This is a genomic window from Streptomyces sp. NPDC001970 (assembly GCF_053594115.1).
Map to the genome: position 1 here is coordinate 35,862 of NZ_JBSFDW010000014.1, position 22,080 is coordinate 57,941.

The 22,080-nt window shown below is 71.3% G+C and carries 21 protein-coding genes and 1 tRNA gene; 9 read left to right on the forward strand and 13 right to left on the reverse strand.

The window, feature by feature from the left end; translation table 11 throughout:
- Nucleotides 1-138: 138 nt before the first annotated feature.
- Nucleotides 139-1,569, reverse strand: a complete 1,431-nt coding sequence (locus tag ACWCP0_RS18700; protein WP_451079891.1) for a tetratricopeptide repeat protein — start codon at nt 1,567-1,569, stop codon at nt 139-141.
- 266 nt (nt 1,570-1,835) lie between these two features.
- Between ACWCP0_RS18700 and ACWCP0_RS18705 the strand changes: the two genes are divergently transcribed.
- Both ACWCP0_RS18705 and ACWCP0_RS18710 read left to right on the forward strand, forming a co-directional pair.
- The gene (locus tag ACWCP0_RS18705; RefSeq protein WP_451079892.1) at nt 1,836-2,297 is read left to right on the forward strand and encodes a hypothetical protein; all 462 of its coding nucleotides are present in this window, start codon (nt 1,836-1,838) and stop codon (nt 2,295-2,297) included.
- 120 nt (nt 2,298-2,417) lie between these two features.
- Nucleotides 2,418-3,287, forward strand: coding sequence for a spermidine synthase (locus ACWCP0_RS18710; protein ID WP_451079893.1), 870 nt, complete (start codon nt 2,418-2,420; stop codon nt 3,285-3,287).
- A gap of 64 nt (nt 3,288-3,351) precedes the next feature.
- Here ACWCP0_RS18710 and ACWCP0_RS18715 read toward each other — a convergent pair whose 3' ends face one another.
- A complete protein-coding gene (locus tag ACWCP0_RS18715) occupies nt 3,352-3,903 on the reverse strand; it encodes a hypothetical protein (protein ID WP_451079894.1) in 552 nt (183 codons plus the stop codon).
- Between the two features lie 71 nt (nt 3,904-3,974).
- Here ACWCP0_RS18715 and ACWCP0_RS18720 point away from each other — a divergent pair, with 71 nt between their 5' ends.
- From ACWCP0_RS18720 to ACWCP0_RS18730, 3 genes are all read left to right on the forward strand, one after another.
- A complete protein-coding gene (locus tag ACWCP0_RS18720) occupies nt 3,975-4,664 on the forward strand; it encodes a response regulator transcription factor (protein ID WP_351228791.1) in 690 nt (229 codons plus the stop codon).
- A complete protein-coding gene (locus ACWCP0_RS18725) occupies nt 4,661-6,055 on the forward strand; it encodes a sensor histidine kinase (protein WP_451079895.1) in 1,395 nt (464 codons plus the stop codon). The genes ACWCP0_RS18720 and ACWCP0_RS18725 overlap by 4 nt, the downstream gene beginning before the upstream one ends.
- A gap of 129 nt (nt 6,056-6,184) precedes the next feature.
- The gene (locus ACWCP0_RS18730) at nt 6,185-7,675 is read left to right on the forward strand and encodes a glycoside hydrolase family 18 protein (protein WP_451079896.1); all 1,491 of its coding nucleotides are present in this window, start codon (nt 6,185-6,187) and stop codon (nt 7,673-7,675) included.
- A gap of 64 nt (nt 7,676-7,739) precedes the next feature.
- On the opposite strand, the gene ACWCP0_RS18735 is transcribed toward ACWCP0_RS18730, so the two are convergent.
- Genes ACWCP0_RS18735 through ACWCP0_RS18750 form a run of 4 tightly spaced genes read right to left on the reverse strand, consistent with a single transcriptional unit; the run spans nt 7,740 to nt 12,428 of the window.
- A complete protein-coding gene (locus ACWCP0_RS18735; RefSeq protein ID WP_451079897.1) occupies nt 7,740-9,155 on the reverse strand; it encodes a glycoside hydrolase family 1 protein in 1,416 nt (471 codons plus the stop codon).
- Nucleotides 9,156-9,207: 52 nt separating this feature from the next.
- Nucleotides 9,208-10,071 carry a carbohydrate ABC transporter permease gene (locus tag ACWCP0_RS18740; RefSeq protein WP_351228799.1) on the reverse strand — a complete coding sequence of 288 codons (864 nt, stop codon included), beginning with the start codon at nt 10,069-10,071 and terminating at the stop codon, nt 9,208-9,210.
- Nucleotides 10,072-10,080: 9 nt separating this feature from the next.
- Complete coding sequence (locus ACWCP0_RS18745) at nt 10,081-11,091, reverse strand: carbohydrate ABC transporter permease (protein ID WP_451079898.1); 1,011 nt, start codon at nt 11,089-11,091, stop codon at nt 10,081-10,083.
- 23 nt (nt 11,092-11,114) lie between these two features.
- On the reverse strand, nt 11,115-12,428 hold the full coding sequence (locus ACWCP0_RS18750; RefSeq protein WP_451079899.1) for an ABC transporter substrate-binding protein: 1,314 nt from the start codon (nt 12,426-12,428) through the stop codon (nt 11,115-11,117).
- 224 nt (nt 12,429-12,652) lie between these two features.
- Between ACWCP0_RS18750 and ACWCP0_RS18755 the strand changes: the two genes are divergently transcribed.
- Nucleotides 12,653-13,729 carry a LacI family DNA-binding transcriptional regulator gene (locus ACWCP0_RS18755; RefSeq protein WP_451079900.1) on the forward strand — a complete coding sequence of 359 codons (1,077 nt, stop codon included), beginning with the start codon at nt 12,653-12,655 and terminating at the stop codon, nt 13,727-13,729.
- Between the two features lie 94 nt (nt 13,730-13,823).
- Here ACWCP0_RS18755 and ACWCP0_RS18760 read toward each other — a convergent pair.
- The 4 genes from ACWCP0_RS18760 to ACWCP0_RS18775 form a co-directional block, all read right to left on the reverse strand.
- A tRNA-His gene (locus ACWCP0_RS18760) sits at nt 13,824-13,896 on the reverse strand.
- 124 nt (nt 13,897-14,020) lie between these two features.
- Nucleotides 14,021-14,623 (reverse strand): oligoribonuclease, encoded by a 603-nt coding sequence (gene orn / locus ACWCP0_RS18765; protein WP_451079901.1) that lies wholly within the window; start codon nt 14,621-14,623, stop codon nt 14,021-14,023.
- Between the two features lie 83 nt (nt 14,624-14,706).
- Complete coding sequence (locus tag ACWCP0_RS18770; RefSeq protein WP_451079902.1) at nt 14,707-15,915, reverse strand: helix-turn-helix domain-containing protein; 1,209 nt, start codon at nt 15,913-15,915, stop codon at nt 14,707-14,709.
- Between the two features lie 387 nt (nt 15,916-16,302).
- On the reverse strand, nt 16,303-16,755 hold the full coding sequence (locus ACWCP0_RS18775) for a hypothetical protein (RefSeq protein WP_451079903.1): 453 nt from the start codon (nt 16,753-16,755) through the stop codon (nt 16,303-16,305).
- A 319-nt stretch (nt 16,756-17,074) separates the two neighbouring features.
- On the opposite strand from ACWCP0_RS18775, the gene ACWCP0_RS18780 reads away from it, so the two are divergent.
- The 3 genes from ACWCP0_RS18780 to ACWCP0_RS18790 all read left to right on the forward strand — a co-directional run bounded on the left by ACWCP0_RS18780 (nt 17,075) and on the right by ACWCP0_RS18790 (nt 18,811).
- Nucleotides 17,075-17,596: a universal stress protein gene (locus ACWCP0_RS18780; RefSeq protein ID WP_451079904.1), complete on the forward strand. Its 522-nt coding sequence runs from the start codon at nt 17,075-17,077 to the stop codon at nt 17,594-17,596.
- 169 nt (nt 17,597-17,765) lie between these two features.
- On the forward strand, nt 17,766-18,335 hold the full coding sequence (locus ACWCP0_RS18785; protein ID WP_451079905.1) for a GPR1/FUN34/YaaH family transporter: 570 nt from the start codon (nt 17,766-17,768) through the stop codon (nt 18,333-18,335).
- Nucleotides 18,336-18,541: 206 nt separating this feature from the next.
- Nucleotides 18,542-18,811 (forward strand): hypothetical protein, encoded by a 270-nt coding sequence (locus tag ACWCP0_RS18790; RefSeq protein ID WP_451079906.1) that lies wholly within the window; start codon nt 18,542-18,544, stop codon nt 18,809-18,811.
- Nucleotides 18,812-18,905: 94 nt separating this feature from the next.
- On the opposite strand, the gene glmS is transcribed toward ACWCP0_RS18790, so the two are convergent.
- The 3 genes from glmS to ACWCP0_RS18805 all read right to left on the reverse strand — a co-directional run bounded on the left by glmS (nt 18,906) and on the right by ACWCP0_RS18805 (nt 22,031).
- Nucleotides 18,906-20,723, reverse strand: a complete 1,818-nt coding sequence (gene glmS, locus ACWCP0_RS18795) for a glutamine--fructose-6-phosphate transaminase (isomerizing) (protein ID WP_451079907.1) — start codon at nt 20,721-20,723, stop codon at nt 18,906-18,908.
- A 45-nt stretch (nt 20,724-20,768) separates the two neighbouring features.
- Nucleotides 20,769-21,047 carry a hypothetical protein gene (locus ACWCP0_RS18800; protein ID WP_351228821.1) on the reverse strand — a complete coding sequence of 93 codons (279 nt, stop codon included), beginning with the start codon at nt 21,045-21,047 and terminating at the stop codon, nt 20,769-20,771.
- A gap of 111 nt (nt 21,048-21,158) precedes the next feature.
- Nucleotides 21,159-22,031, reverse strand: a complete 873-nt coding sequence (locus ACWCP0_RS18805; RefSeq protein ID WP_451079998.1) for a DUF4429 domain-containing protein — start codon at nt 22,029-22,031, stop codon at nt 21,159-21,161.
- Nucleotides 22,032-22,080: the final 49 nt, after the last annotated feature.

Consider the following 22,080-nt stretch of genomic DNA (forward strand, 5'->3'; position numbering starts at 1 on the left):
GGCCGGACGCCGGCCTACCGGGTGGCCACCATGGGGACCTGACCCCGGGCGCGTGCCGCGCCGCGGGTCGGTGGGTGGTTCGTCCCCGAGGACCGTTGGCGCCCTGGGCGCGTCACCGGGGCCGGACGCCTTGCCGGCCTACCGGGTGGCCACCGCTGTCGCCCTGGGTGTCCGTGCGTAGCGGTCCAGGAAGTCGGCGACCCCCGCCGCGTGGCGCCGCGGGGTCAGCACGCGGGCCGTCTCCGCGAGCAGCGCGCGGATGCGGGAGGACTGGACGTCGTCGAGCAGGTCGAGGACCTGGCCGGCCGCCGCTGCGGCTTCCGCGGGCGCACCCGCGCGGGCGAGGTCGGCGGCGAGCTGGGCGCGGTAGAGGGCGAGGTTGCGGGCGAAGTGCGGGTCCTGGAGGGTCGCCGCGCGATGGGCGTGGCGGGCCGCGCGGGCCCACTCGCCCAGCGTCGACCAGCACTGGGCCTCCAGCGCGTGGAGCTCGGGCTCGCCGAAGAAGGACATCCACTCGGGGTCCGTGTCCGACGGCCCCCGGCCGAAGAACGTATGGGCCCGGGACAGTGCCTGCTCGCAGCCCGCCCGGTCGCCGAGCCCCGCCCAGGCGCCCGCCTCCCGCAGGTTCAGCAGCGCCAGCAGTCGCGCCGACGACAGCTTGCCGGCCGCGCGCTGCCCGGCCTGCGCGGCCCGCACCGCCTCCCGGTACCGGCCCGCGTCCCTGGCCAGGAAGGACGTGTTGCAGAAGGCGTGCGCCTCCAGGGCCGGGTCACCGGCGACCCGCGCGGTCGCCAGGGCCTCCGCGTAGTGCGAGCGGGCCTCGTCCTTGCGGCCCGAGTCATGGGCCAGCCAGCCGACGGAGATGGCGAGCTCGCCCGCGCCCGCGGCCAGCCGGTCGGCGGTCGAACCACGCGTGGTCGTGCCCGCGTCGAGCAGCGCGTAGGCGGTACGCAGCGGCTGCGCGGCGCGCTGGTAGAGGCCGTCGGCGCCGTGGCGGTCGTCGAGCAGCCGGATCTGGCGCACCGCCTCCTCGACGGCCCGCACCTCGGGCTCGCCGATCCGCGGCCGGGGCACATCGGCGCGGAGCCCGTCGGCACGGAGGGCCTCGGTGCCCGGCAGGGGGCCGAACCCCAGGGATGCGGCCGCCATGGTGACCGTGCCGCTGGTCATGAATGCGCGACGTAGCACGTCGCTCTCCTCGTTGCTGTAGGTGCTGTTGCTGCTGTCGGAGCCGATGGGGTCGGTGGCGCTGTGGGGGGGGGCGCCGCCGGCGCCCGTGGGGCCGTCGTCCGTGGTGCGCGCCGCCCGGCCCCGTACCGTCTCGCGGGCCGAGAACCCCAGATCCGCCAGGGTCGTGCCGGGGAACATGTGCAGGAAGACCCGCTCGTAGGCGTAGTTGGGGCAGCGGATCTCACCCGCCTCCACGCGCCCGATGTAGCGGGCGTCGCAGGCGACCTGTTCGCCGATCTCCCGGGCGGCCCGGCGCACGAGAGCCGCGAACTCCCCCGGCGAGCGCTGTCCGCGCAGCCGCCGGAAGGTGAGGTTGGGAACTGCCCGTGACGACGCCATGGCCGAGCCCTCTCCTGGTACTGCCGGCGCCCTCTCCGGTACGGAGACTTTCCATGCTCCGGCGGAGGAAGAACGTACCTGCTGTGACGAGCCGGATACGCAGGGTTTGGCTACAAACGGGATATCTCACCCACGATCCGCCATGAACTGCCATCCTTTGCGGCGGCGTGCCGCCGTAGCCGTTGACGCCGGTGGGCGTTGAACCATGCGGAGACACGGAACGTGTTCCCACTCGGCGAGGAGGGGTTCCCTTGTTGGAGGTCGGCATGGAGACCAGCAGTGGCCCGCGGACGACTGCGACGAGCGCGCAGCACCTGCCCACCGAGGAGTACAGCGCGGCACCGGGCCAGGCCCGTCCGGGCACCGAGGAGGGCGGCGAGCCCTCCGTGCCCTGCGACCTGGTGACCGTTCCGGCCCGCCAGGGCCTGGAGGCGGTCGACATCCTGCGCCGCGGCGGCTCCCCGGCCGTCGGTCCCGTACTCCACGACGGCAGCTGCGACACCCTCGGCTTCCTGGTGCCGCCCGGCACCGCGGACGGCTGGGACATGCCGGGCAGTGCGTGTACGCAGACGTCGGGCCGTGGACTGCGCATCCCCGCGGAGCCCCCCGTCTCCGGCAGCGGCTGGCTGCTGCCTCCCGGCGACAGCGGCCCCGTCACCGACCCGGTGGTGCTCCGCGAGGCCCTCGGCGAGGCGGCCCGCATGATCGAGGCGGCGGACAGCATCTGAGGCCCGTCCTCGGGATCAGGCCCTGGCGCGCTGCGCGCCGCAGCACTGCACCCGCCCGCCGCCGGCCCCGGGCCCCAGGCCGTGCAGGGGCCCGGGGCGGGCGGCACCGATAATGGCCGGGTGGCAAGGAAGAAGCAGCGCGGTCGCACGGCGGCTCCCGAGACCGTCGTCGAGGCCGTGGACGGCGGGCTCGCCGAGCTGATACCCGACCGTGAGCGCCCCCGCGGCTGGACGCTCGTCATCGACGGCGCCCCCCAGGCCCATGTCGACCTCGACGACCCCGCCCTGCTCACCTTCGAGTACCAGCGCCGCCTCGGTCATGTCATCGACCTCGCCGCGCCCGCCGGGCGGCCCGTGAACGCTGTCCACCTCGGCGGCGGCGCTTTCACCCTCGCGCGGTACATCGCCGCCACCCGCCCGCGCTCGACGCAGCAGATCGTCGAGGTTGACGGACCTCTCGTCCAGTTCGTCCGCGCCCGCCTCCCGCTCGACCCGAACGCCCGGATACGGGTCAGGTCGGCCGACGCCCGTGCGGGGCTCGGCAAGCTCCCCGACGGCTGGGCGGACCTCGTCATCGCGGACGTCTTCAGCGGGGCCCGCACTCCCGCCCACCTCACCAGTACGGAGTTCCTCGCCGTGGTGCGCCGGGTGCTGAAACCCGGCGGGCACTACGCCGCGAACCTCGCGGACGGCCCGCCGCTCGCCCATCTGCGCGGCCAGATCGCGACCGCGGCCACCGTCTTCCCGGAGCTCGCGCTGGCCGCGGACCCGACCGTGCTGCGCGGGCGCCGCTTCGGCAACGCCGTACTGCTCGCCTCCGATGTGCCGCTGCCGGTCGCCGAGCTGACCCGCCGGGTCGCGGGCGACCCGCACGCGGGCAGGGTCGAACACGGAAGGGCGCTGGCCGACTTCACCGGCGGCGCGGCCGCGGTCACCGACGCGACCGCCAGGCCCTCGCCCGCACCGCCGCCGTCGGTGTTCGGGACGTAGGGCCTGTCCCGGCCGTAGGGGCTGTCCCGGACGTAAGGCCTGTTGCGGCCCTCGCCGCCTGGCGTCAGCGCTCTTCGATCTCGACGCGCGGAGCCGTGTCGTGCCAGGTGCAGAAGACGTCGATCTCCCGCCCGCCCTGCGAGAACGTCACGCGGATGTACGTGGGTTGCTTCCAGACCTGCATCGTCCAGCCGGAGGCCGGGGTCGCCGAGACCAGCTCCGCCGAAGCGGTTCCGATGTCGAAGGCGACCCGGCCGCCCTCGACCGAGTAGCTCTTCACGTTCCCCGAAGGCGTCGGCAACGACGGCGGCTTGGTCGTGGCCGGCTTGTCGCCCGGCTTGTCGGCGGGTGAGGACGTCGAGGGTGTCCGGGTGTTGTCCGGCTTCGCACCGGTGGCCGCCGAGGGCGACGGCGACTTGGGGCTCTGCGTCGACGACGACTCGGGCGGGACGGCCCGCGTGGTGCGGCCGTCCGTCGTGATCGGCAACGCGCGGGGCCGGTCGTACGCCGTCCCCGCCATCACCGTGTGCACACCCCACCACGAGAGCGTGACCGCCGCGCCCGTGGCGAGCGACCACGCCATGGCGTGGACAAGTCCTCTCCGCATCCCGGCCATACTGCACTACGCCCGTGCGCCGCCTGTCCCGAGGGGGACCCTCGTACTCCGGATGGCGTACGGTGCCGCCCATGGCAAGTGTGCTCGTGGTCGAGGACGACCAGTTCGTGCGATCCGCCCTGATCAGGCACTTGACCGAGGCCTCCCACACCGTACGGAGCGTCGGGACGGCCCTGGAGGCGCTGCGCGAGGTGGCTCATTTCCGGTTCGACGTGGTGATTCTCGACCTCGGACTGCCGGATCTGGACGGGGCCGAGGCGCTGAAGATGCTCCGCGGCATCACCGACGTACCGGTGATCATCGCGACCGCTCGCGACGACGAGACGGAGATCGTACGGCTGCTGAACGACGGCGCCGACGACTACCTCACCAAGCCGTTCTCGGTGGAGCATCTGTCGGCGCGGATGGCCGCCGTGCTGCGGCGCTCGCGGGCGGCGGCAGGTGAGGCGCCGCCGAGCAGGGTGATCCGGGTCGGTGGACTGACGGTCGACCCGCTGCGCCGGCAGGCCGAACTCGACGGGGACCGACTCGACCTGACTCGCCGCGAGTTCGACCTGCTCGCCTTCCTGGCCGGGAGGCCGGGTGTCGTCGTGCCGCGCAAGGAGCTGCTCGCCGAGGTGTGGCAGCAGTCGTACGGAGACGACCAGACCATCGATGTGCATCTGTCCTGGTTGCGAAGGAAATTGGGGGAGACGGCCGCTCGCCCCCGGTATCTGCACACCCTTCGCGGGGTGGGAGTGAAGCTGGAGCCACCGCAGTGAGATGGGCGCTGGTCAAGGTGTCCCTGGCGGTCACGGCGATGGTCGTGATCGCCTTCGCGATACCGCTCGGACTCGTCATCCAGGAGATGGCCAGGGACCGGGCCTTCTCCAACGCCGAGCGGCAGGCCGCCGCCATCGGCCCCACGCTGTCCATCACCGTCGACCGCGACCAGCTGGAGCGGGCCGTCGCGTCGACCCAGGCGGGCGCGGCGGGGCGGATGGCCCTCCACATCCCCGCGTCGGACGAGACGGGCGGCCAGGAGCCGGCGATCGGCATCCGGCGCGCGGCCGTACGGGATGTCGTCACCACCGAGCAGATGGGCCGCGCCTCCATCACCGAGGTCACCGGTGGCTCCGCACTGCTCCAGCCGACGGCCCTCAGCTCCGGGAAGATCGCGGTCGTCGAGGTGTTCGTACCGGAGGACGAGGTCAGCAACGGCGTGACCACGGCCTGGCTGGTCCTCGCGGTGGTCGGCGTGGCGCTGGTGGTCGGTTCGGTCGCGGTCGCCGACCGGCTCGGCGTACGGATGGTGCAGCCCGCCCAGCGGCTCGCGGGCGCCGCGCACGACCTGGGCGAGGGCAGGCTCGGGGCGCGCGTACCGGAGGAGGGGCCGACCGAGCTGAGGTCCGCCGCGATCGCGTTCAACTCGATGGCCGATCAGGTGGTGCAGCTGCTCGCCAACGAACGGGAGCTGGCCGCGGACCTGTCGCACCGGCTGCGCACGCCGCTGACCGTGCTCCGGCTCAACGCCGCCTCGCTGGGCACGGGCCCCGCGGCCGACCAGACCAGGGCCGCCGTCGAGCAGCTGGAACGCGAGGTGGACACGATCATCCGCACGGCGCGGGAGGCCAAACCGCAGACGCAGGCCACGGGTCCCGGCGCAGGCTGCGACGTCTCCGAAGTCGTCCGTGACCGCATGGAGTTCTGGTCGGCACTTGCCGAGGACGAAGGGCGCAAGGTGCGGCTCGCGGGCGTGGACCGTCCCGTACGCGTCCCCGTCGCCCGGCCCGATCTGACGGCCGGGCTCGACGCGTTGCTCGGCAACGTCTTCCGCCACACCCCGGAGGGCACGGCCTTCTCGGTGGACGTGCACAACGGCGAGGACGCCGTGATCGTGCTCGTCTCGGACGCGGGACCCGGTATCGAGGACCCGGAGGCGGCGCTGGAACGGGGCAACAGCGGCGGCAGGGACGGCTCGACGGGGCTCGGCCTCGACATCGTGCGGCGGGTCGCGGAGTCGACCGGCGGCGATGTGCGCATCGGGCGCTCGGTGCTCGGCGGCACGGAGGTCCGGATCTGGATCGGTCTCGGCGACGCGACACGCGGCCCTTCGCAGGCGCGGCTGGGCCGCAGGGCGGGGCGGCGCAAGCGCAGAGGTCCCCACCATTAATCGCCACCCATGCGGTCCTTAAGCGCACCCTAAGAACCTCAACCGCTGTCCGGATCGGGGCAATTGCCCGATCCGCTGCCGCTAGCGTGCTGCCGCACCCCACCCCCGTTACACAGAGGCAGGCACGCGATGGGCAGCAGCAGCACGCACCGGCGCAGGGCGAGCGGCAGGGCGAAGGCGATCGGCGCGGTCGTGGCCGCCGCGATCATCGGCGGCGCGGCGTTCGCCCTCACCGGCACGGCGCAGGCGGCCGCGGTCGGTGCCGCGTACACCAGGACCAGCTCCTGGGACGGTGGCTACACCGGCCAGTACGTCATCATGAACGACACCGGCATGGCCCGGTCCGGCTGGACCCTCGAATTCGACCTGCCCGCCGGCACCACGATCAGCTCCCTCTGGAACGGCGACCACACCGTGCAGGGTCAGCACGTCACCGTGCGGCCCGCGAGCTGGAACAAGGAGCTCGCGCCCGGCGCGTCCGTCACCGTCGGGTTCGTGACCTCGGCGAGCGGCAAGGCGGGCGACCCGTCCGGCTGCCGCATCAACGACACCACGTGCTCGGTCGACGAGGGCGCGACGCCGCAGCCCAGTGGCCGCCCCACGGAGCAGCCCACCCCGGCCCCGACCGCGACGGCTCCCACGACTCCGCCCAGCCCGACCGGCACGCCGACGCAGACGGTGACGCCGACCCCGGTGCCGACCGCGACCGCCACCGTTCCGGCGGGCGGCGGCGCCAGGTTCGCGCCGTACATCGACACCTCCCTCCATCCGGCGTACGACATGCTCGACACCGCCGCCAAGACAGGGGTGAAGGACTTCACGCTCGCCTTCATCACCTCCGGCGGCGGCTGCGCCCCGCTGTGGGGCGGCGTCACAGGCCTCACCGACGACAAGGTCGCGGCGCAGACAGCGGCCCTGCGCGCCAAGGGCGGCGACGTCCGCGTCTCCTTCGGCGGTGCCGCAGGACACGAGCTGGCCCTCAACTGCGCGTCGGCGGGCGAGCTGGCGAAGGCGTACGGCAAGGTCGTCGACCAGTACAAGCTCACGAAGGTCGACTTCGACATCGAGGGAGCGGCCCTGCCCGACACCGCCGCCAACACCCGCCGCTCGCAGGCCATCGCGCAGCTCCAGAAGGAACACCCGGGGCTCGACGTCTCCTTCACCCTGCCGGTCATGCCGGAGGGCCTCACGCAGCCCGGTGTCGACCTGCTCGCGGACGCCGGGAAGAACGGCGTGAAGGTCGACGCGGTCAACATCATGGCGATGGACTACGGACCGGCGTACAGCGGCGACATGGGCACGTACGCGATCCAGGCCGCCACCGCGACGCAGGCGCAGATCAAGGGTGTGCTCGGGCTCTCGGACGCGGCAGCCTGGAAGACCGTCGCCGTCACCCCGATGATCGGCGTCAACGACGTCACGACCGAGGTCTTCAAGGTCGACGACGCGACCCAGCTGGTCGACTTCGCGAAGTCGAAGGGCATCGGCCGGCTGGCCATGTGGTCCTCGACCCGTGACAAGCAGTGCGCGGAGGGCGCGGTCAACCGCGCCGACGCGACCTGCAGTTCGATCCTCCAGGAGCCGTTGGCCTTCACCAAGGCGTTCGCCGCCTACAGGTAGCCACTGCCCGCCCCCACACAGCGTGCCCCGGCCGGAGCCGCCCCCCACCCGGCCGGGGCACGCGTCACGCGTCGGGCAGCACGCCCGTCCTGGCCAGCTGTCCGTACCAGCGGGCGCTGGACTTCGGGGTGCGGGCCTGGGTGTCGTAGTCGACGTAGACCGCGCCGAAGCGCTTGCCGTAGCCGTACGCCCACTCGAAGTTGTCCATCAGGGACCAGAGGAAGTAGCCGCGGACGTCGGCCCCGTCGGCGATCGCCCGGTGGACGGCGGCGAGGTGGCCGTGCAGATAGCGGATCCGCTCGGGGTCGTGGACGATGCCGTCCGCCGCGGGCTTGTCGGGGTAGGCCGCGCCGTTCTCGGTGATCACCAGCGGCAGTCCCGGCGCTTCGCGCGTGTAGCGCAGCAGCAGGTCGTACAGCCCGGACGGGTCGATGGCCCAGCCCATCTCCGTGACGTCGCCGGGCGGTTGGTGGAACGCGACGGAGTCCGCGCCGGGCCAGGGGGAGTGCTCGCTCGCGCCGTGGCCGTCGTTCCGCTCGGGAGTCCGGACGTCACTGTCGGTGGTGGTTGATACAACAGCGGGTGAGTAGTAGTTGATCCCGAGCGAGTCCAGGGGGTGCCGGATGAGGGCCAGATCGTCGCCGTGGACGAACGACCAGTCGGTGAGACGCGCGGTGTCCGCGAGGAGATCCTCGGGGTACGAGCCGTGGAGCATCGGACCGGTGAAGATCCTGTTGGCCAGCGCGTCGATCCTGCGCCGGGCGTCCAGATCCGCGTCCGACTGGGTGCGGGCCCTGACCGCGCTGGGGTTGAGGCTCACCGAAAGCTGCGCCCGGGCGGGGAGCGCGGTGCGCAGGGCCTGGGCGGCAAGACCGTGGCCCAGGTTGAGGTGGTGCGCGGCGCGCAGTGCGGCGGCCGGGTCGGTGCGACCGGGCGCGTGGACGCCGGAGCCGTATCCGAGAAAGGCGCTGCACCAGGGCTCGTTGAGGGTGGTCCACCGTTCGACCCGGTCGCCCAGCGCCTCCGCGACGATACGGGCGTAGTCGGCGAAGCGGCTCGCGGTGTCCCGCGCCGGCCAGCCGCCCGCGGTCTCCAGCTCCTGCGGCAGATCCCAGTGGTAGAGGGTGAGCACGGGCGTGATGCCGTGCTCCAGCAGGTCGTCGACGAGCGCCCGGTAGAAGTCGAGGCCGCGCTGGACGGCGGGGCCGCGGCCGGTCGGCTGCACGCGCGGCCAGGACACCGAGAAGCGGTACGCGTTGACGCCGAGGTCCGCCATCAGCCGGACGTCCTCGGCGCGGCGGTGGAAGTGGTCGACGGCGACGTCGCCCGTGTCCCCGTTCTCCACCTTGCCGGGGGTGTGGCTGAAGGTGTCCCAGATCGACGGCGTACGGCCGCCCTCCCGCGCGGCGCCCTCGATCTGGTAAGCGGCGGTGGCGGCGCCCCACAGGAAGCCGGGCGGAAAGCTGACGGACTCGGACATGGAGAGCTCCCAACGGTACGTAGCGACAAGAAAAGTGAGGAGACGTCAGGTGTCAGCCCTTGACCGCGCCCTGCATGATGCCGCCGACGATCTGCCTGCCGAAGATCACGAAGGCGATCAGCAGCGGCAGCGTGCCCAGCAGCGCACCGGCCATGATCACCGACTGGTCGGGGATGTAGCCGCGGCCGAGCCCGGTCAGCGCGACCTGCACCGTGGGGCTGCCGTTCTGGGTCAGCGCGATGATCGGCCAGAAGAAGTCGTTCCAGGCCATCACGAAGGTCAGCATGCCGAGCACCGCCATCGCGGGCCGCGCGGCCGGGAAGACCACGTGCCACACCACCCGCCAGCTGCCGGCGCCGTCCACGCGGGCCGCCTCGATCAGCTCGGTCGGCAGCGCCTCGCTCAGGTACTGCCGCATGAAGAACACACCGAAGGCGCTGACCAGGGTGGGAAGGATGACGGACTGCAGCTGGTCGGTCCAGGACAGCTCGGCGATCAGCATGTACAGCGGAACGACGCTCAGCTGCGGCGGCACCATCATCGTGCCGATCACGAGCAGCAGGAGGAGGTTCTTGAAGCGGAACCGGAGTTTGGCGAAGGCGAATCCGGCGAGCGTGGAGAAGAGCACCGTGCCCGCCGCGACCGACCCCGCGACGACGGTGGTGTTGAGCAGCGCCGTGCCCATGTTGGCGTCGGTCCAGGCGATCTCCAGGTTCTTGAAGAGATTGCCGCCGAACCAGAAGGGAGGGGGAGTCTGCGCGAGCCGGGTGTTGTTGCGGGACGCCGCGATCGCCGTCCACACCAGGGGGAACAGCGAGCCCACGGTGAAGACGATCAGTACGGCGTAGGTGATCCGCCCGCCGCGCAGTTGCCTGCCCGCGCGGACCCGCTGCCGCTTGGTGGTCGTGGTCAGCACACCAGCCCCCTACACGCTCTTGCGGAGCCGGCGCACCAACAGCCAGTTCACCGCGCCGATCACCAGCAGGATCAGGAACATCGACCAGGCGATCGCCGAGGCCCGGCCGAGATGGAGATTCACCCAGCCCTGCTCGTACAGATAGAGCCCGAGCGTCTGGAACTGGTGGTCCGCGCCGCCTGTCGCACCCGCGCTCCCGTTGAACAGCAGCGGCTCGCCGAAGAGCTGGGTCGCGCCGATCGTCGACACCACACAGGTGAAGAGGATGGTCGGCCGCAGCGAGGGGATGGTGACGTGGACGAACTGCTGCCAGCGCGAGGCCCCGTCCAGCGCGGCCGATTCGTACAGGTCGTGGGGGATGGCCTGCATCGCCGCCAGGTAGATCAGCGCGTTGTAGCCGGTCCAGCGCCAGATGACGATCGTCGAGACCGCGAGCTGCGATGTCCATGTGCCGTTCTGCCAGTCGACGGGGTCGATCCCCACCGTCCCCAGCGCCCAGTTGATCATTCCGTAGTCGCGCCCGAAGAGCAGCACGAAGACGAGCGTCGCCGCGGCCACCGACGTGGCGTACGGCGTGAGGACGGCGACCCGGAAGAACATCGAGGCGCGCAGCCGGTAGTTGAGCAGATGCGCGATGCCGAGGGCCATCAGCAGCTGCGGGACGGTGGATATCAGCCCGATGGTGACGGTGTTCTGCAGCGCGTTCCAGAAGAACTCGTCCTCCAGCAGGCGGGAGAAGTTGCGCAGCCCCACCCACTCCATGTCGTTCGGCGCCGTCAGCTCCACCCGGTGCAGCGAGGCCCAGCCGGTGTAGAGCAGCGGGAAGAGCCCGAAGGCCGCGAAGAACACGAAGAACGGCGCGACGAAGGCGTACGGGCTCCACCGCACGTCCCGCCGGTACCAGCGGCTGCGCCGCGCGCGGCGTCGCTGCGCCGCGGCGGTGTCCTCGATCGGGGGTCGCGCCGGGGCCGCGCCCTCCTCCCCCCGGGAGGGCGCGGCGGCTATGGCGTCCCTTGCCATACCGGTCAACGGTCCGGTCCCTGTCACTGGTCCAGTGCGTTGTCGATGGCCTTCACCGCGGCGTCCCAGCCCTCCTTCGAGGACTTGCCCTTCTGGTCGACCTGGAGCATGCCGATGTCCCCCAGGTTCTGGGCGATGACCAGGTCCTTCGGGCCGACGATGGTCACCGGGATGCCCTCGGCGGCCTTCGAGAAGATCTCGCCGATCGGGGCGCCTCCGAAGTACTCGTGCTTGGCGCCGGACACGGCGGGCAGGGCGTACGCGGCGGACGCGCTCGGGAAGCTGCCGCGCTTCTCGAAGAGCTTCGCCTGCTGCTCGGGGGCGGTCAGCCAGGCCGCGAGCTTCGCCGCCTCGGTCTTGTTCTTGCCCGCCTCGGGAACGACCAGGAACGAGCCGCCCCAGTTGCTGGGCTTCGGCGCCGGGGCGACGTCCCACTTGTCCTTGCCGGCCGCCCCCGCCTTGTCCTGGATGTAGCCGAGCATCCACGCCGGGCAGGACACCGTCGCGAAGGTCCCGTTGGCGTAGCCCTGGTCCCAGGCGGGCGTGAACTGCTGGAGCTTGCCGGTCAGACCCTCGGTGGCGAAGGCGGCGGCGATGTCCCAGGCCTCCTTCACGGCCGGGTTGGTCTTGTAGATGATCTTGCCGTCCGCGTCGTAGAAGCGTTCGGCGCTGCTGCCGGTGATCGCGCTCATCACACCGGTCGCCGAGTCCACGAAGGCCGTGCCCTTGGGTGCCTTCGCCTTGAACTGCTTTCCTGCCGCCAGGTACTTGTTCCAGTCGCCCGCCCAGAGCTCGCCGACGGCCTCGCGGTCGGTGGGCAGCCCGGCCTTGGCGAAGAGGTCCTTGCGGTAGCAGATCCCCTGCGGGCCGATGTCCGTGCCGAGCCCGACCGTCTTCCCGTCCTTGGTGGTGGCCTGCGCCCACTTCCAGGGCAGGAAGCTGTCCTTGCCGACGCCCTCCGCCTTGCCCAGGTCGACGAGTTTGCCGGCCTGTGTCGCGGTGATCTCGGCGATGTTGTTGACCTCGATGGCCTGGATGTCGGCGAGCCCGCTGCCGGTGCCCAGGTGGGTGAGCAGCTGCGGGTAGTAGTTCTCGTTCCGCTCGATGGAGGTCTGCTCGATGACGATGTTCTTGTTGAGCTTCATGTACTCGTCGTAGAGCCCGGCCTCCTTGAGCCCGAAGGCGCCGAAGACTCCCACCGTGATCGTGGTCTTGCCCTTGGCGTCGCCCCCGCCCTTCGAGCTGCCGCCGGCGGGTTCGTCGCTGTCCTCGGCACACCCGGCCAGCAGCCCGGCGCCGAGCGCCGCGACGACCGCGAGGATTACGGTCCTGCGCATTGCGTCCTCCTTGTGCCCTGACGTGCCGACCCCCCGGCCAACTGACGTACTGCGCCCGTTCGTTGAAGCATGCGGCTCGGGCGGGGAACGTGCGGGTTCTGTATGAGTGAGGTACGGTGGGAGCGCTCCCATGCGTGATGTGTTGAAGGGTCGCGGCTCCCTGGAAGGGTGTCAAGGCACCCGACACGTTATGTTCTCGGCCAGGGGACCTCGGGGAGGCGGACATGGTGGATCGCCGGAAAAACGGTGTCCGGGCGGGCGTTGCGGGCGCCCGGTCCGGAGGCAGGAGCGGGCGCAGACCGACTCTCGAAGAGGTCGCCGCACGCGCCGGGGTCGGCCGCGGCACGGCCTCCCGGGTGATCAACGGATCGCCGCGGGTGAGTGACGAGACCCGGGCCGCCGTCGAGGCCGCGGTCGCCGAGCTGGGTTACGTACCCAACCGCGCGGCCCGCGCGCTCGCGGCCAACCGCACCGACGCCATCGCCCTCGTCGTGCCCGAGCCCGAGGCACGGTTCTTCGCCGAGCCGTACTTCTCCGACATCGTCCGCGGCGTCGGTGCGGCCCTCGCCGACACCGACCTGCAGCTGCTGCTGACCTTCGCCGGCTCGGACCCGCAGCGCCGCAGGCTCGCCCAGTACCTGGCCGCGGACCGCGTGGACGGTGTCCTGCTGGTGTCCGTGCACGCCGACGACCCGCTGCCCGACCTGCTGGAACAGCTCATGATCCCGGCAGTGATCAGCGGCCGCCGCTCGGCGGACGAACCGCTCGCCGCCGTCGACTCGGACAACACCGAGGGCGCCCGCGCCGCCGTCGGCCATCTGCTGTCCCGCGGGCGCCGCGCCATCGCGACGATCACCGGCCGCCTCGATGTGTACGGCGCCCAGTGCCGCCTCGACGGCTACCGCGAGGCCCTCGCGTCGGCGGGCCTGCCCCCCGACGAGCGTCTGATCGCGCCCGCCGATTTCACCGAGGAGGGCGGGCGCCGCGCCATGCGGGCCCTGCTGGAGCGCCGCCCGGATCTGGACGCGGTCTTCGCCGCCTCCGACGTCATGGCCGCCGGCGCCCGCCAGGCCCTGCGCGAGGCGGGCCGCCGCATCCCGGACGACGTGGCCCTGGTCGGCTTCGACGACTCGGCGGTGGCCCGCCACATGGACCCTGCCCTCACCAGCGTGCGCCAGCCCATCGAGGAGATGGGCCGCACGATGGCCGGCCTGCTGATCCACCAGATCGCCGCCCGCGGCGGACCGGACCGCCCGAAGATGGTGCTCCCCACGGAGCTGGTGGTCCGCGACTCGTCGTGACCATGCGGTATGCCGCGTGCTCCGTGCCGCCGCGTGTGCGTCGCGCACCACGCCGAAGGGCCGGTCCGCCTGCGCGGACCGGCCCTTCGATCAGGGTGAGTGACGGGACTCGAACCCGCGGCATCCTGGACCACAACCAGGTGCTCTACCAGCTGAGCTACACCCACCACGACCGGTCGTTCTTCCGACCGGCCGAGAAAAAGTGTACAGGGTCCGAGAGGGTGCTCGCGCCCGTGTTTACGTCCCCCTGTCGGGGGACCTGCGTGCGAGCGGGGCGCGAGCGGTGCACGGCTACGTCGCGGGGACTACGTGGCGCGCCGCGATCGACCTCGCGGTGTCGGAGTCGGGGCCGGGCTGCGGGACGAAGATCGCCTCGCGGTAGTAGCGCAGCTCGGCGATGGATTCGCGGATGTCGGCGAGGGCCCGGTGGTTGCCGTTCTTCTCCGGACTGTTGAAGTACGCCCTCGGGTACCAGCGGCGGGCCAGTTCCTTGACCGAGGAGACATCGACGATCCGGTAGTGGAGGTATTCCTCCACCTTCGGCATGTCGCGCAGCAGGAAGCCGCGGTCGGTGCCGACCGAGTTCCCGCAGAGCGGCGCCTTGCCCGGCTCCTTGACGTGCTCGCGTACGTACGCCAGCACCTGCTCCTCGGCGTCGGCGAGTGTCGTGCCGGCCGCGAGCTCGTCGAGGAGACCCGAGGCGGTGTGCATCTGCCGCACCACCTCGGGCATCGTCGTCAGTGCCGCGTCCGGCGGGCGGATCACGATGTCCACCCCTTCACCGAGCACGTTCAGTTCCGAGTCGGTGACCAGTGCGGCCACCTCGATGAGTGCGTCGTCGGACAGCGAGAGCCCGGTCATCTCGCAGTCGATCCACACCATGCGATCGTTCATGCGTCCTACCTTAGGCCGACCGGCGTTCGACGGGCGGTGTCGCGTGCCCCCCGATCACCGGTCGGCCCAGGGTGTCCTCCGGATCAGGCCTGGTGCGCAGTCCGCTGGCCCGGGAGCGCGGGCCGTCCGGGGGCGTACGCGTCGGAGTGCGGCTTGCCCGGTTCCGGCAGCCCGCCCGGCGCCGTCGCCGTGGCCGCCGCGGGGCGCCTCGCCTGCGGACCCGGGGCCTGCGCCGGAACGACGGCCTCCACCGCCGGCGCCGGCGCACCGGACTCGCCCTGCGGGCGCCGGGCCCGGTACGCCGCACGGTAGGCGGCCGGGGACGAGCCCAGCTGGCGCCGGAAGTGGCCGCGCAGCGCCACCGGCGAGCGGAAGCCGCAGCGGCCCGCGACCTCGTCCACCGAGTAGTCGGACGTCTCCAGCAGCCGCTGCGCCTGCAGCACCCGCTGGGTGATCAGCCACTGCAGGGGAGCGCTCCCGGTGAGCGAGCGGAACCTGCGGTCGAAGGTCCGCCTGCTCATGTAGGCACGCGCCGCCAGCGTCTCCACGTCGAACTGCTCGTGGAGATGCTCCAGGGCCCAGGCCACGACCTCGGCGAGCGGGTCGGAGCCGATCTCCTCGGGTAAAGACCTGTCGAGGTAGCGCTCCTGCCCGCCACTGCGCCGCGGCGGTACGACCAGCCGGCGGGCCAGTGCCCCGGCGGCCTCCGCGCCGTGGTCCGTCCGCACGATGTGCAGACACAGATCGATTCCGGCCGCAGTCCCGGCGGACGTGAGGACGTCGCCGTCGTCGACGAAGAGCTCACGCGGATCGACGTGCACCGACGGATAGCGCTTGGCCAGCGTCGGCGCGTACATCCAGTGGGTGGTCGCCGGGCGGCTGTCCAGCAGCCCGGCGGCGGCCAGGACGAACGCCCCGGTGCACAGCCCCACGATCCGCGCGCCCTCCTCGTGGGCACGGCGCAGCGCGTCGAGCGCGTCCGCCGGCGGCGGTGAGGTGATGGACCGCCAGGCCGGTACGACGACGGTCCCCGCTCGGCCGATCGCCTCCAGCCCGTACGGCGCGGTGAGTTCGAGTCCCCCTGTGGTCCGCAGGGGTCCTTCCTCACCGGCGCACACGAGCAGCCGGTAGCGGGGAACTCCGGCGTCCTGGCGGTCGATTCCGAACACCGAGAGCGGAATGGAACTCTCGAAGATGGGGCCGCCGCTGAACAAAAGCACCGCGACGACCTCACGGCGGCGGCGCCCGGAAAGTTTCCGCGCGACCTCCGGTGCGGCGGAGTCCTGACTCATGACGCTAAGCCCCCCTCGGTGTTCGCGTCTCCCCGTTCGTTTCGTGCCTGTCGCTCCTGCACGTTTCCCCTCGGTTCTGCACGAGTCCCCAGCCTTCGATACTCATGATCGAATCTACTGCGTCCCGTGGTGCCGGCGTGACAAGTTCCGAATCCGGCACATTGTCGACAAGGCAACTTGGCGCGAAGCATTCGATCACGAAGCGTTCCACTCGCGGGCCGCGCAGGGAAGTGGGTCTCGCATGCATGGCCCGTCCCCGTAGGGTGCGAGCGATGGTGTCGGTCCTTTCTTGGCTGGTGGCAAGGGGGTTGACGGGGCGTTCGGGCAAGGATCGGCCGCAGACGGGAAGTTGGCTGAAAACATACGGGTGCGCGCGTGACGGGCTCGTCAATCCCCCGGCGCTTGCCGCGCTCGTCGGCCTCCGCCCCTGTGCGCCCCCGTGCGAACGGGCAGTGCCGCGGCCCGTTCCGAACGGCGCAGCAGCACCCGGCAGGCGGCCGTCATGGCCGCGAGTCCGGCCGCTGTTGCCGCGGCCCCGACGACGGACGTGCCGTACGCCACGAGCACGACGGGGACGAGCAGGCAGCAGAACGTCCCCCAGCGCACCACGTCGCCCGCGGAGTCGGCGCGGCTGTCCGTGCCGGAGCAGGGGACGCGCTCCGGCGGGTTGTGCGAGTGCGGACGCTGTTCCTGGCTTCGATCGTGGCGCCGTTCCTGGCGTGGCACTCCCCGACGGCCCCTCGGCGGCTTCGGCTTCGGCTTCGACTTCGGCTTCGGCGCCCGCGCCTGCGCCTGAGTGGGCGTCGGGACGGAGGCGCGGGCGGCCGGTGATGCGGGCACGGACAGCTCCTGGACGTGATGGGGCGACCGAGTACCAACGAGGAGCGGAACGTTCCGGTCACTGCGCGGTCATCGCGTGGCAGGGAGGGCCGCACGGCCCGCGCCGGCGCAGCCGCCGAAGCCTGTATGGGACAGGCGCCATTGCCATACGGAGCATGCTCGTGCATGCTCCCTGGAACGCCGTGAGTAGGGCTGCTGCCCCTGGGCAGAGGAGGAGTGTCGCCGTACCCTTGGGGTATGGGCTTGGGAAGATGATTCCCGGACACAGCTCAGCCGCCCACCGTCGCCCTCCCACGAGGATCCAATCGCCGAGACACCGATGGCCGGTCACGAATTCCACGAACCCGCGGACCGCAAGCAGGTCGCCGATCACATGTCGGATCTGCGAGCGGCGGAAGAGTCACGCCATTCCTGCGATCCCGCCTTCCGGCACGGAGTTGTCGTCGGCTTCGACGGATCCACCTCCAGTGAGCGGGCCCTGGCGTACGCCATCGGCATGGCCAAACGCTCCGGTTCCGGCCTGATCATCGTGCACGTCGCCAACCGCCTTCCCACCACTGTGTGGGCGGGCTGCGAGCCGCCGGTCTTCGTCGACGTACCGGACCACCGCACGGAGGTGCTCGGCCTCGAGCTCGCCTGCGCCGACTATCTCTCCGAGGTGCCGTGGATCCTCGTCGAGCGCGGCGGCGACATCTGCCATGAGCTCGAGGAAGTCGGACGGGAGTATTCGGCGGACGCGATCGTGGTCGGCTCCACGCACGGCATCGTGGGGCGCATCTTCGGGTCGGTGGCCGGCCGGCTCGCCCGGCGCGCGCAGCGGCCCGTGGTCGTCATTCCCTGACCTTCGGCGTGGCCTGCCGGACACCCCTCGTTCGCCCAGGTCGGGCAGCGTTCATAACTTTTTGACGACCGTCAAATCTACTCGCCCGTACAGGTGGATTGTGCGCTTGTGAAGGGTACATAAGGGTGGCTGGGAAGCAGCACCTACGCGCGCATGAAGGGAGCCCGCCGTGGACAATGAAGTCTCCGCGGGAAGCGCAACGTCAACCACTCTCGGCCACCTCGCACTGGGACTGACCCTGCTGGCCTTCGGTATCGGCCACACCGGTGTGATCGACAACGTCGCGGCGTCCGATGCCGCGTCACTCGCGACCTGGGTGGGCGGGGTCGCACTGTTCATCGTCGGGTTGCTCGAGTTCCGTGCGGGCAACGGCGGTACGGGTACGGCCTTCGCGGGCCTCGGCGCCTTCTGGTTCACCTGGGGCAACGGCGCCGGCTCGGAGGTCTCGGCGGAGGCCGCGGGACTGTTCCTGCTGCTGTTCGCGCTTCTGGCACTGACGCTCACCGCCGCCTCCGCGGGCAGCGGACTTTTCGGACAGGGCGTCTACGGGCTCCTGTTCGTCTCGCTGCTGCTGCTCGCCATCGCGTCGTTCGCGGAGAACGACGGTCTCGCGAAGGCCGGCGGCTGGGTCGGCGCGGTCGCGGGCCTCGCGGCCTGGTACGGCGCCACGGCGGCGCTCGCCCACTGGCCCACCTTCACCGGGCGCGCTGCCGGCCGGGGGGTGACGGCCACCGGCTGAGCGGCCACGGGCCGGCGTGAGGGCAGCGCCGGCGACGAAAAGGGCGACCCCTTCTGCGCGCAGGTGGCGTGCGCAGAAGGGGTCGCCCCCTTTTGTCAAGTCCCGAATTGCCGTGCCGTGACGCACGTCACCCGGGCGGGCTTACTTGAGACACGGGCTCATCCGGAGCACATGACCACACCGCTTATCACTGAAGGAGAATCCCCATGACCCGCAACTCGCGAGCCAAGCGCCTGGTGATGTTCGCCGCCGCGACCGCACTGGCGGCAGGAGGTGCGCTGCTGCCCTCCAGCGCGTTCGCCGCGCCGGCAGCGGCGCCTGCCGCTACCGCGGTCATGCCGGCAGCCGCCACCTACGCCTCCTGGGACGACGACAGTTACGACGGCTGGGACGACTACGACGACGGCTGGGACGACTACAGCTGGGACGACTACGACGACTGCTGGGAGGACGACGGCGACGACGGTTGGGACTGACAGGAGGTGACGGAGCAGCGCGGGCGCGGTCCCTGATCAGGACCGCGCCCGCGCTGTGCCTACTTCGTCGACCCGTCCGGCGCCGGGGGAGGGATCACTCCACGGTGACGGACTTCGCCAGGTTCCGCGGCTTGTCGATGTCCCGGCCCAGGGCCAGGGCCGTGTGGTACGCGAGGAGCTGGAGCGGGATGCCCATGAGGATCGGGTCGAGCTCGTCCTCGTTCTTCGGGACGAGGATCGTGTGGTCGGCCTTCTCCTGCACCTGGTGCGCGACCGCGAGGATCTGGCCGCTGCGGGCCTTGATCTCCTCCAGCGCGGCGCGGTTCTTCTCCAGCAGGTCGTCGTCGGGGACGATCGCGACCGTCGGCAGCGAGGGCTCGATGAGCGCCAGCGGTCCGTGCTTCAGCTCGGAGGCCGGGTAGGCCTCGGCGTGGATGTACGAGATCTCCTTGAGCTTCAGGGAGGCCTCGAGCGCCACCGGGTAGCCGCGGACCCGGCCGATGAACATCATCGACTTGGCGTCGGCGTACTGGTCCGCCAGCTTCTTGATCTCGTCCTCGCTCTGGAGGATCTCGGAGATCTGCTCGGGCAGCCTGCGCAGGCCCTCAATGATCCGCTTGCCGTCGGCGACGGACAGGTCCCGGATGCGCCCCAGGTGCAGCGCGAGCAGCGCGAAGGCGACGACCGTGTTGGTGAAGCACTTCGTCGACACGACGCAGACCTCGGGGCCGGCGTGCACGTACACGCCGCCGTCCGTCTCGCGGGCGATCGCGGAGCCGACCACGTTCACGACGCCGAGGACCCGCGCGCCCTTGCGCTTGAGCTCCTGGACGGCCGCGAGCACGTCGTAGGTCTCACCGGACTGCGAGACGGCGATGTAGAGGGTGTCGGGGTCCACGACCGGGTTCCGGTAGCGGAACTCGGATGCCGGCTCGGAGTCGGCGGGGATACGGGCCAGGGACTCGATGAGCCCGGCGCCGATGAGGCCCGCGTGGTAGGAGGTGCCGCAGCCGAGGATCTTGACGCGGCGGATGCCGCGGGCCTCGCGGGCGTCCAGGTTCAGGCCGCCCAGGTGCACCGTGGAGAACCGGTCGTCGATGCGGCCGCGCAGCACGCGGTCCACCGCGTCGGGCTGCTCGGAGATCTCCTTGTGCATGTACGTGTCGTGGCCGCCCATGTCGTAGGAGGCGGCCTCCCACTCGACGGTCTCGGGGGTGGCGGTGGTGCGCGTCCCCGAGGTCGTGTAGGTGCGGAAGTCGTCGGCCTTGAGGGTGGCCATCTCGCCGTCGTTCAGGGTGACGACCTGGCGGGTGTGGGCGACCAGCGCGGCGACGTCGGAGGCGACGAACATCTCCTTCTCGCCGATGCCGAGGACGACCGGGGAGCCGTTGCGGGCGACGACGATGCGGTCGTTGAAGTCGGCGTGCATGACGGCGATGCCGTACGTGCCCTCGACGACCTTGAGCGCCTCGCGGACCTTCTCCTCCAGGGAATCGGCCTGGGAGCGGGCGATCAGGTGGGTGAGGACCTCGGTGTCGGTCTCGGAGGCGAAGACGACACCGTCGGCCTCCAGCTTGGCGCGCAGCTCGGCGGCGTTGTCGACGATGCCGTTGTGGACGACCGCGACCTTGTTCTCGGGGTCCATGTGCGGGTGCGCGTTGTGGTCGCTCGGGGCGCCGTGGGTGGCCCAGCGGGTGTGGGCGATGCCGGTGGTACCGGCGAAGCGCTTGGGGACGCGGGCCTCGAGGTCGCGGACCCGGCCCTTGGCCTTGACCATCTTCAGCCCGGTGGACTTGGGGCTCGTGATCACGATGCCCGCGGAGTCGTAACCCCGGTACTCCAGCCGCGCCAGGCCTTCCAGCAGCAGCGGCGCGACATCACGCTTCCCGATGTAACCGACGATTCCGCACATAGAGCTATGCCCCTCCGATGACGTTCAGGTGTGTGCCCGGCCGTTTCAGCCGTAGACGATGCGACGCAGTTGCCGGAGCGAGAGCTCGGGCGGTGCCACGGCGCGGTACGGCAGCTCGGCCGCGATCCGTTCGAAGATCTCCGTGTTCACGGCCCCGCCGGCCTGCAGCTCGCGATGGCGTCGGCGGACGAAGTCCTCGGTCGTCTCGTCGAAGAACGCCAGCACGTCGAGCACCACCCGGGCCGCCTCACCGCGCTGGAGCGCGGTGCTGCGCACCAGGTGGTCGACGAGATCGTCATGCGACGGCGGGCGACGTTCGAGCACCCGTAGATATTGAGGGCTGGCAGGGCCCGAACGCAAGAATTCTGCCCGATTTCGGGCAGAAGCCTGCGTGATCATGATTTCAGTCGTGCCTTATGCCTGCTTTATCACGCTTCACATGCGCTTGAGGACGGCCTGCTTGGCCGTGGTGAACTCCTCGTCCGTGAGTATCCCGGCCTGGTGCAGCTCCCCCAGCTCGCGCAGCCGCCGGAGCAGTACGTCATGATCGTCGGCGGCGACGGGGATCGCCGGGGCCTGCTCCCGTGCAGGGGGCTCCTCCGGGGCGTTCGGATGCGGAAGCCGGGCGATCACCGCGGCCGCGACGAGGACGGCGGTGTGCTCCTTGCGGGACAGCCCCCACAGGTCGAGGGCGTACGGGTCGTACTTGGCGGGGCCCGATGAGGTCCTGCCGCGCATGACGAAGCGCATATGACCGTTTTCCAGGCCGATCGCGGGCAGCCACTGCACCGCGGTCACCTCCGAGAGCGGGAAGGTGCTCGCACCCGAGGCGCCCTTCGACTCCTCGGCCTTCCAGTTCCAGGCGAGCCGGACCATCTCGCCGTCGAAGGAGGCGGTGCCGTCGCCGCCGCCGCCCGAGATGGGCACGGCCGGGCCCGGCAGCAGAAAGCGCTCCGTCGGTCCGTCCGGGACCTGGTCCAGCAGCAGGGCGTTGCGCAGCTCGTCCACGAAGTACTCGGCCACGCCGCTGCGGTCGTTGTCGACGGTCAGCCGGTACGGGTCGCCGTTCTCGGGCAGCCGGCCGTCCGCGGCCAGCAGCAACGGGTCGCTGCCATCGCGCAGCTTCAGCCGCAGCCGCCCGCTGCGGCGCCCCGGCTCGAAGGCGATCCCGGACAGCGCCTCCAGCGGCACGGCGAGTTCACCGAGCGCCTGCCGCACCGGATGCGTCTTGCCGCCGCTGCCGGGCACGACGCGGACGACGTCGCCGTCGAAGGTCCAGGTCCCGTCCTTCTGGATGATTTCCGCCATGGCGGTGATTGTCGCACCGGGGGTGGCGGAGGTTTCGGTTCCGTGGGTG

What these genes read in the sequence shown, in the direction of transcription:
- ACWCP0_RS18700 (WP_451079891.1), bottom strand. Translation starts at nt 1,569, where the DNA reads ATGGCGTCGTCACGGGCAGTTCCCAACCTCACCTTCCGGCGGCTGCGC.
- ACWCP0_RS18705 (WP_451079892.1), top strand. Translation starts at nt 1,836, where the DNA reads ATGGAGACCAGCAGTGGCCCGCGGACGACTGCGACGAGCGCGCAGCAC.
- ACWCP0_RS18715 (WP_451079894.1), bottom strand. Translation starts at nt 3,903, where the DNA reads ATGGCCGGGATGCGGAGAGGACTTGTCCACGCCATGGCGTGGTCGCTC.
- ACWCP0_RS18720 (WP_351228791.1), top strand. Translation starts at nt 3,975, where the DNA reads ATGGCAAGTGTGCTCGTGGTCGAGGACGACCAGTTCGTGCGATCCGCC.
- ACWCP0_RS18730 (WP_451079896.1), top strand. Translation starts at nt 6,185, where the DNA reads ATGGGCAGCAGCAGCACGCACCGGCGCAGGGCGAGCGGCAGGGCGAAG.
- ACWCP0_RS18735 (WP_451079897.1), bottom strand. Translation starts at nt 9,155, where the DNA reads ATGTCCGAGTCCGTCAGCTTTCCGCCCGGCTTCCTGTGGGGCGCCGCC.
- ACWCP0_RS18745 (WP_451079898.1), bottom strand. Translation starts at nt 11,091, where the DNA reads ATGGCAAGGGACGCCATAGCCGCCGCGCCCTCCCGGGGGGAGGAGGGC.
- ACWCP0_RS18750 (WP_451079899.1), bottom strand. Translation starts at nt 12,428, where the DNA reads ATGCGCAGGACCGTAATCCTCGCGGTCGTCGCGGCGCTCGGCGCCGGG.
- ACWCP0_RS18755 (WP_451079900.1), top strand. Translation starts at nt 12,653, where the DNA reads ATGGTGGATCGCCGGAAAAACGGTGTCCGGGCGGGCGTTGCGGGCGCC.
- orn (WP_451079901.1), bottom strand. Translation starts at nt 14,623, where the DNA reads ATGAACGATCGCATGGTGTGGATCGACTGCGAGATGACCGGGCTCTCG.
- ACWCP0_RS18770 (WP_451079902.1), bottom strand. Translation starts at nt 15,915, where the DNA reads ATGAGTCAGGACTCCGCCGCACCGGAGGTCGCGCGGAAACTTTCCGGG.
- ACWCP0_RS18780 (WP_451079904.1), top strand. Translation starts at nt 17,075, where the DNA reads ATGGCCGGTCACGAATTCCACGAACCCGCGGACCGCAAGCAGGTCGCC.
- ACWCP0_RS18790 (WP_451079906.1), top strand. Translation starts at nt 18,542, where the DNA reads ATGACCCGCAACTCGCGAGCCAAGCGCCTGGTGATGTTCGCCGCCGCG.
- glmS (WP_451079907.1), bottom strand. Translation starts at nt 20,723, where the DNA reads ATGTGCGGAATCGTCGGTTACATCGGGAAGCGTGATGTCGCGCCGCTG.
- ACWCP0_RS18805 (WP_451079998.1), bottom strand. Translation starts at nt 22,031, where the DNA reads ATGGCGGAAATCATCCAGAAGGACGGGACCTGGACCTTCGACGGCGAC.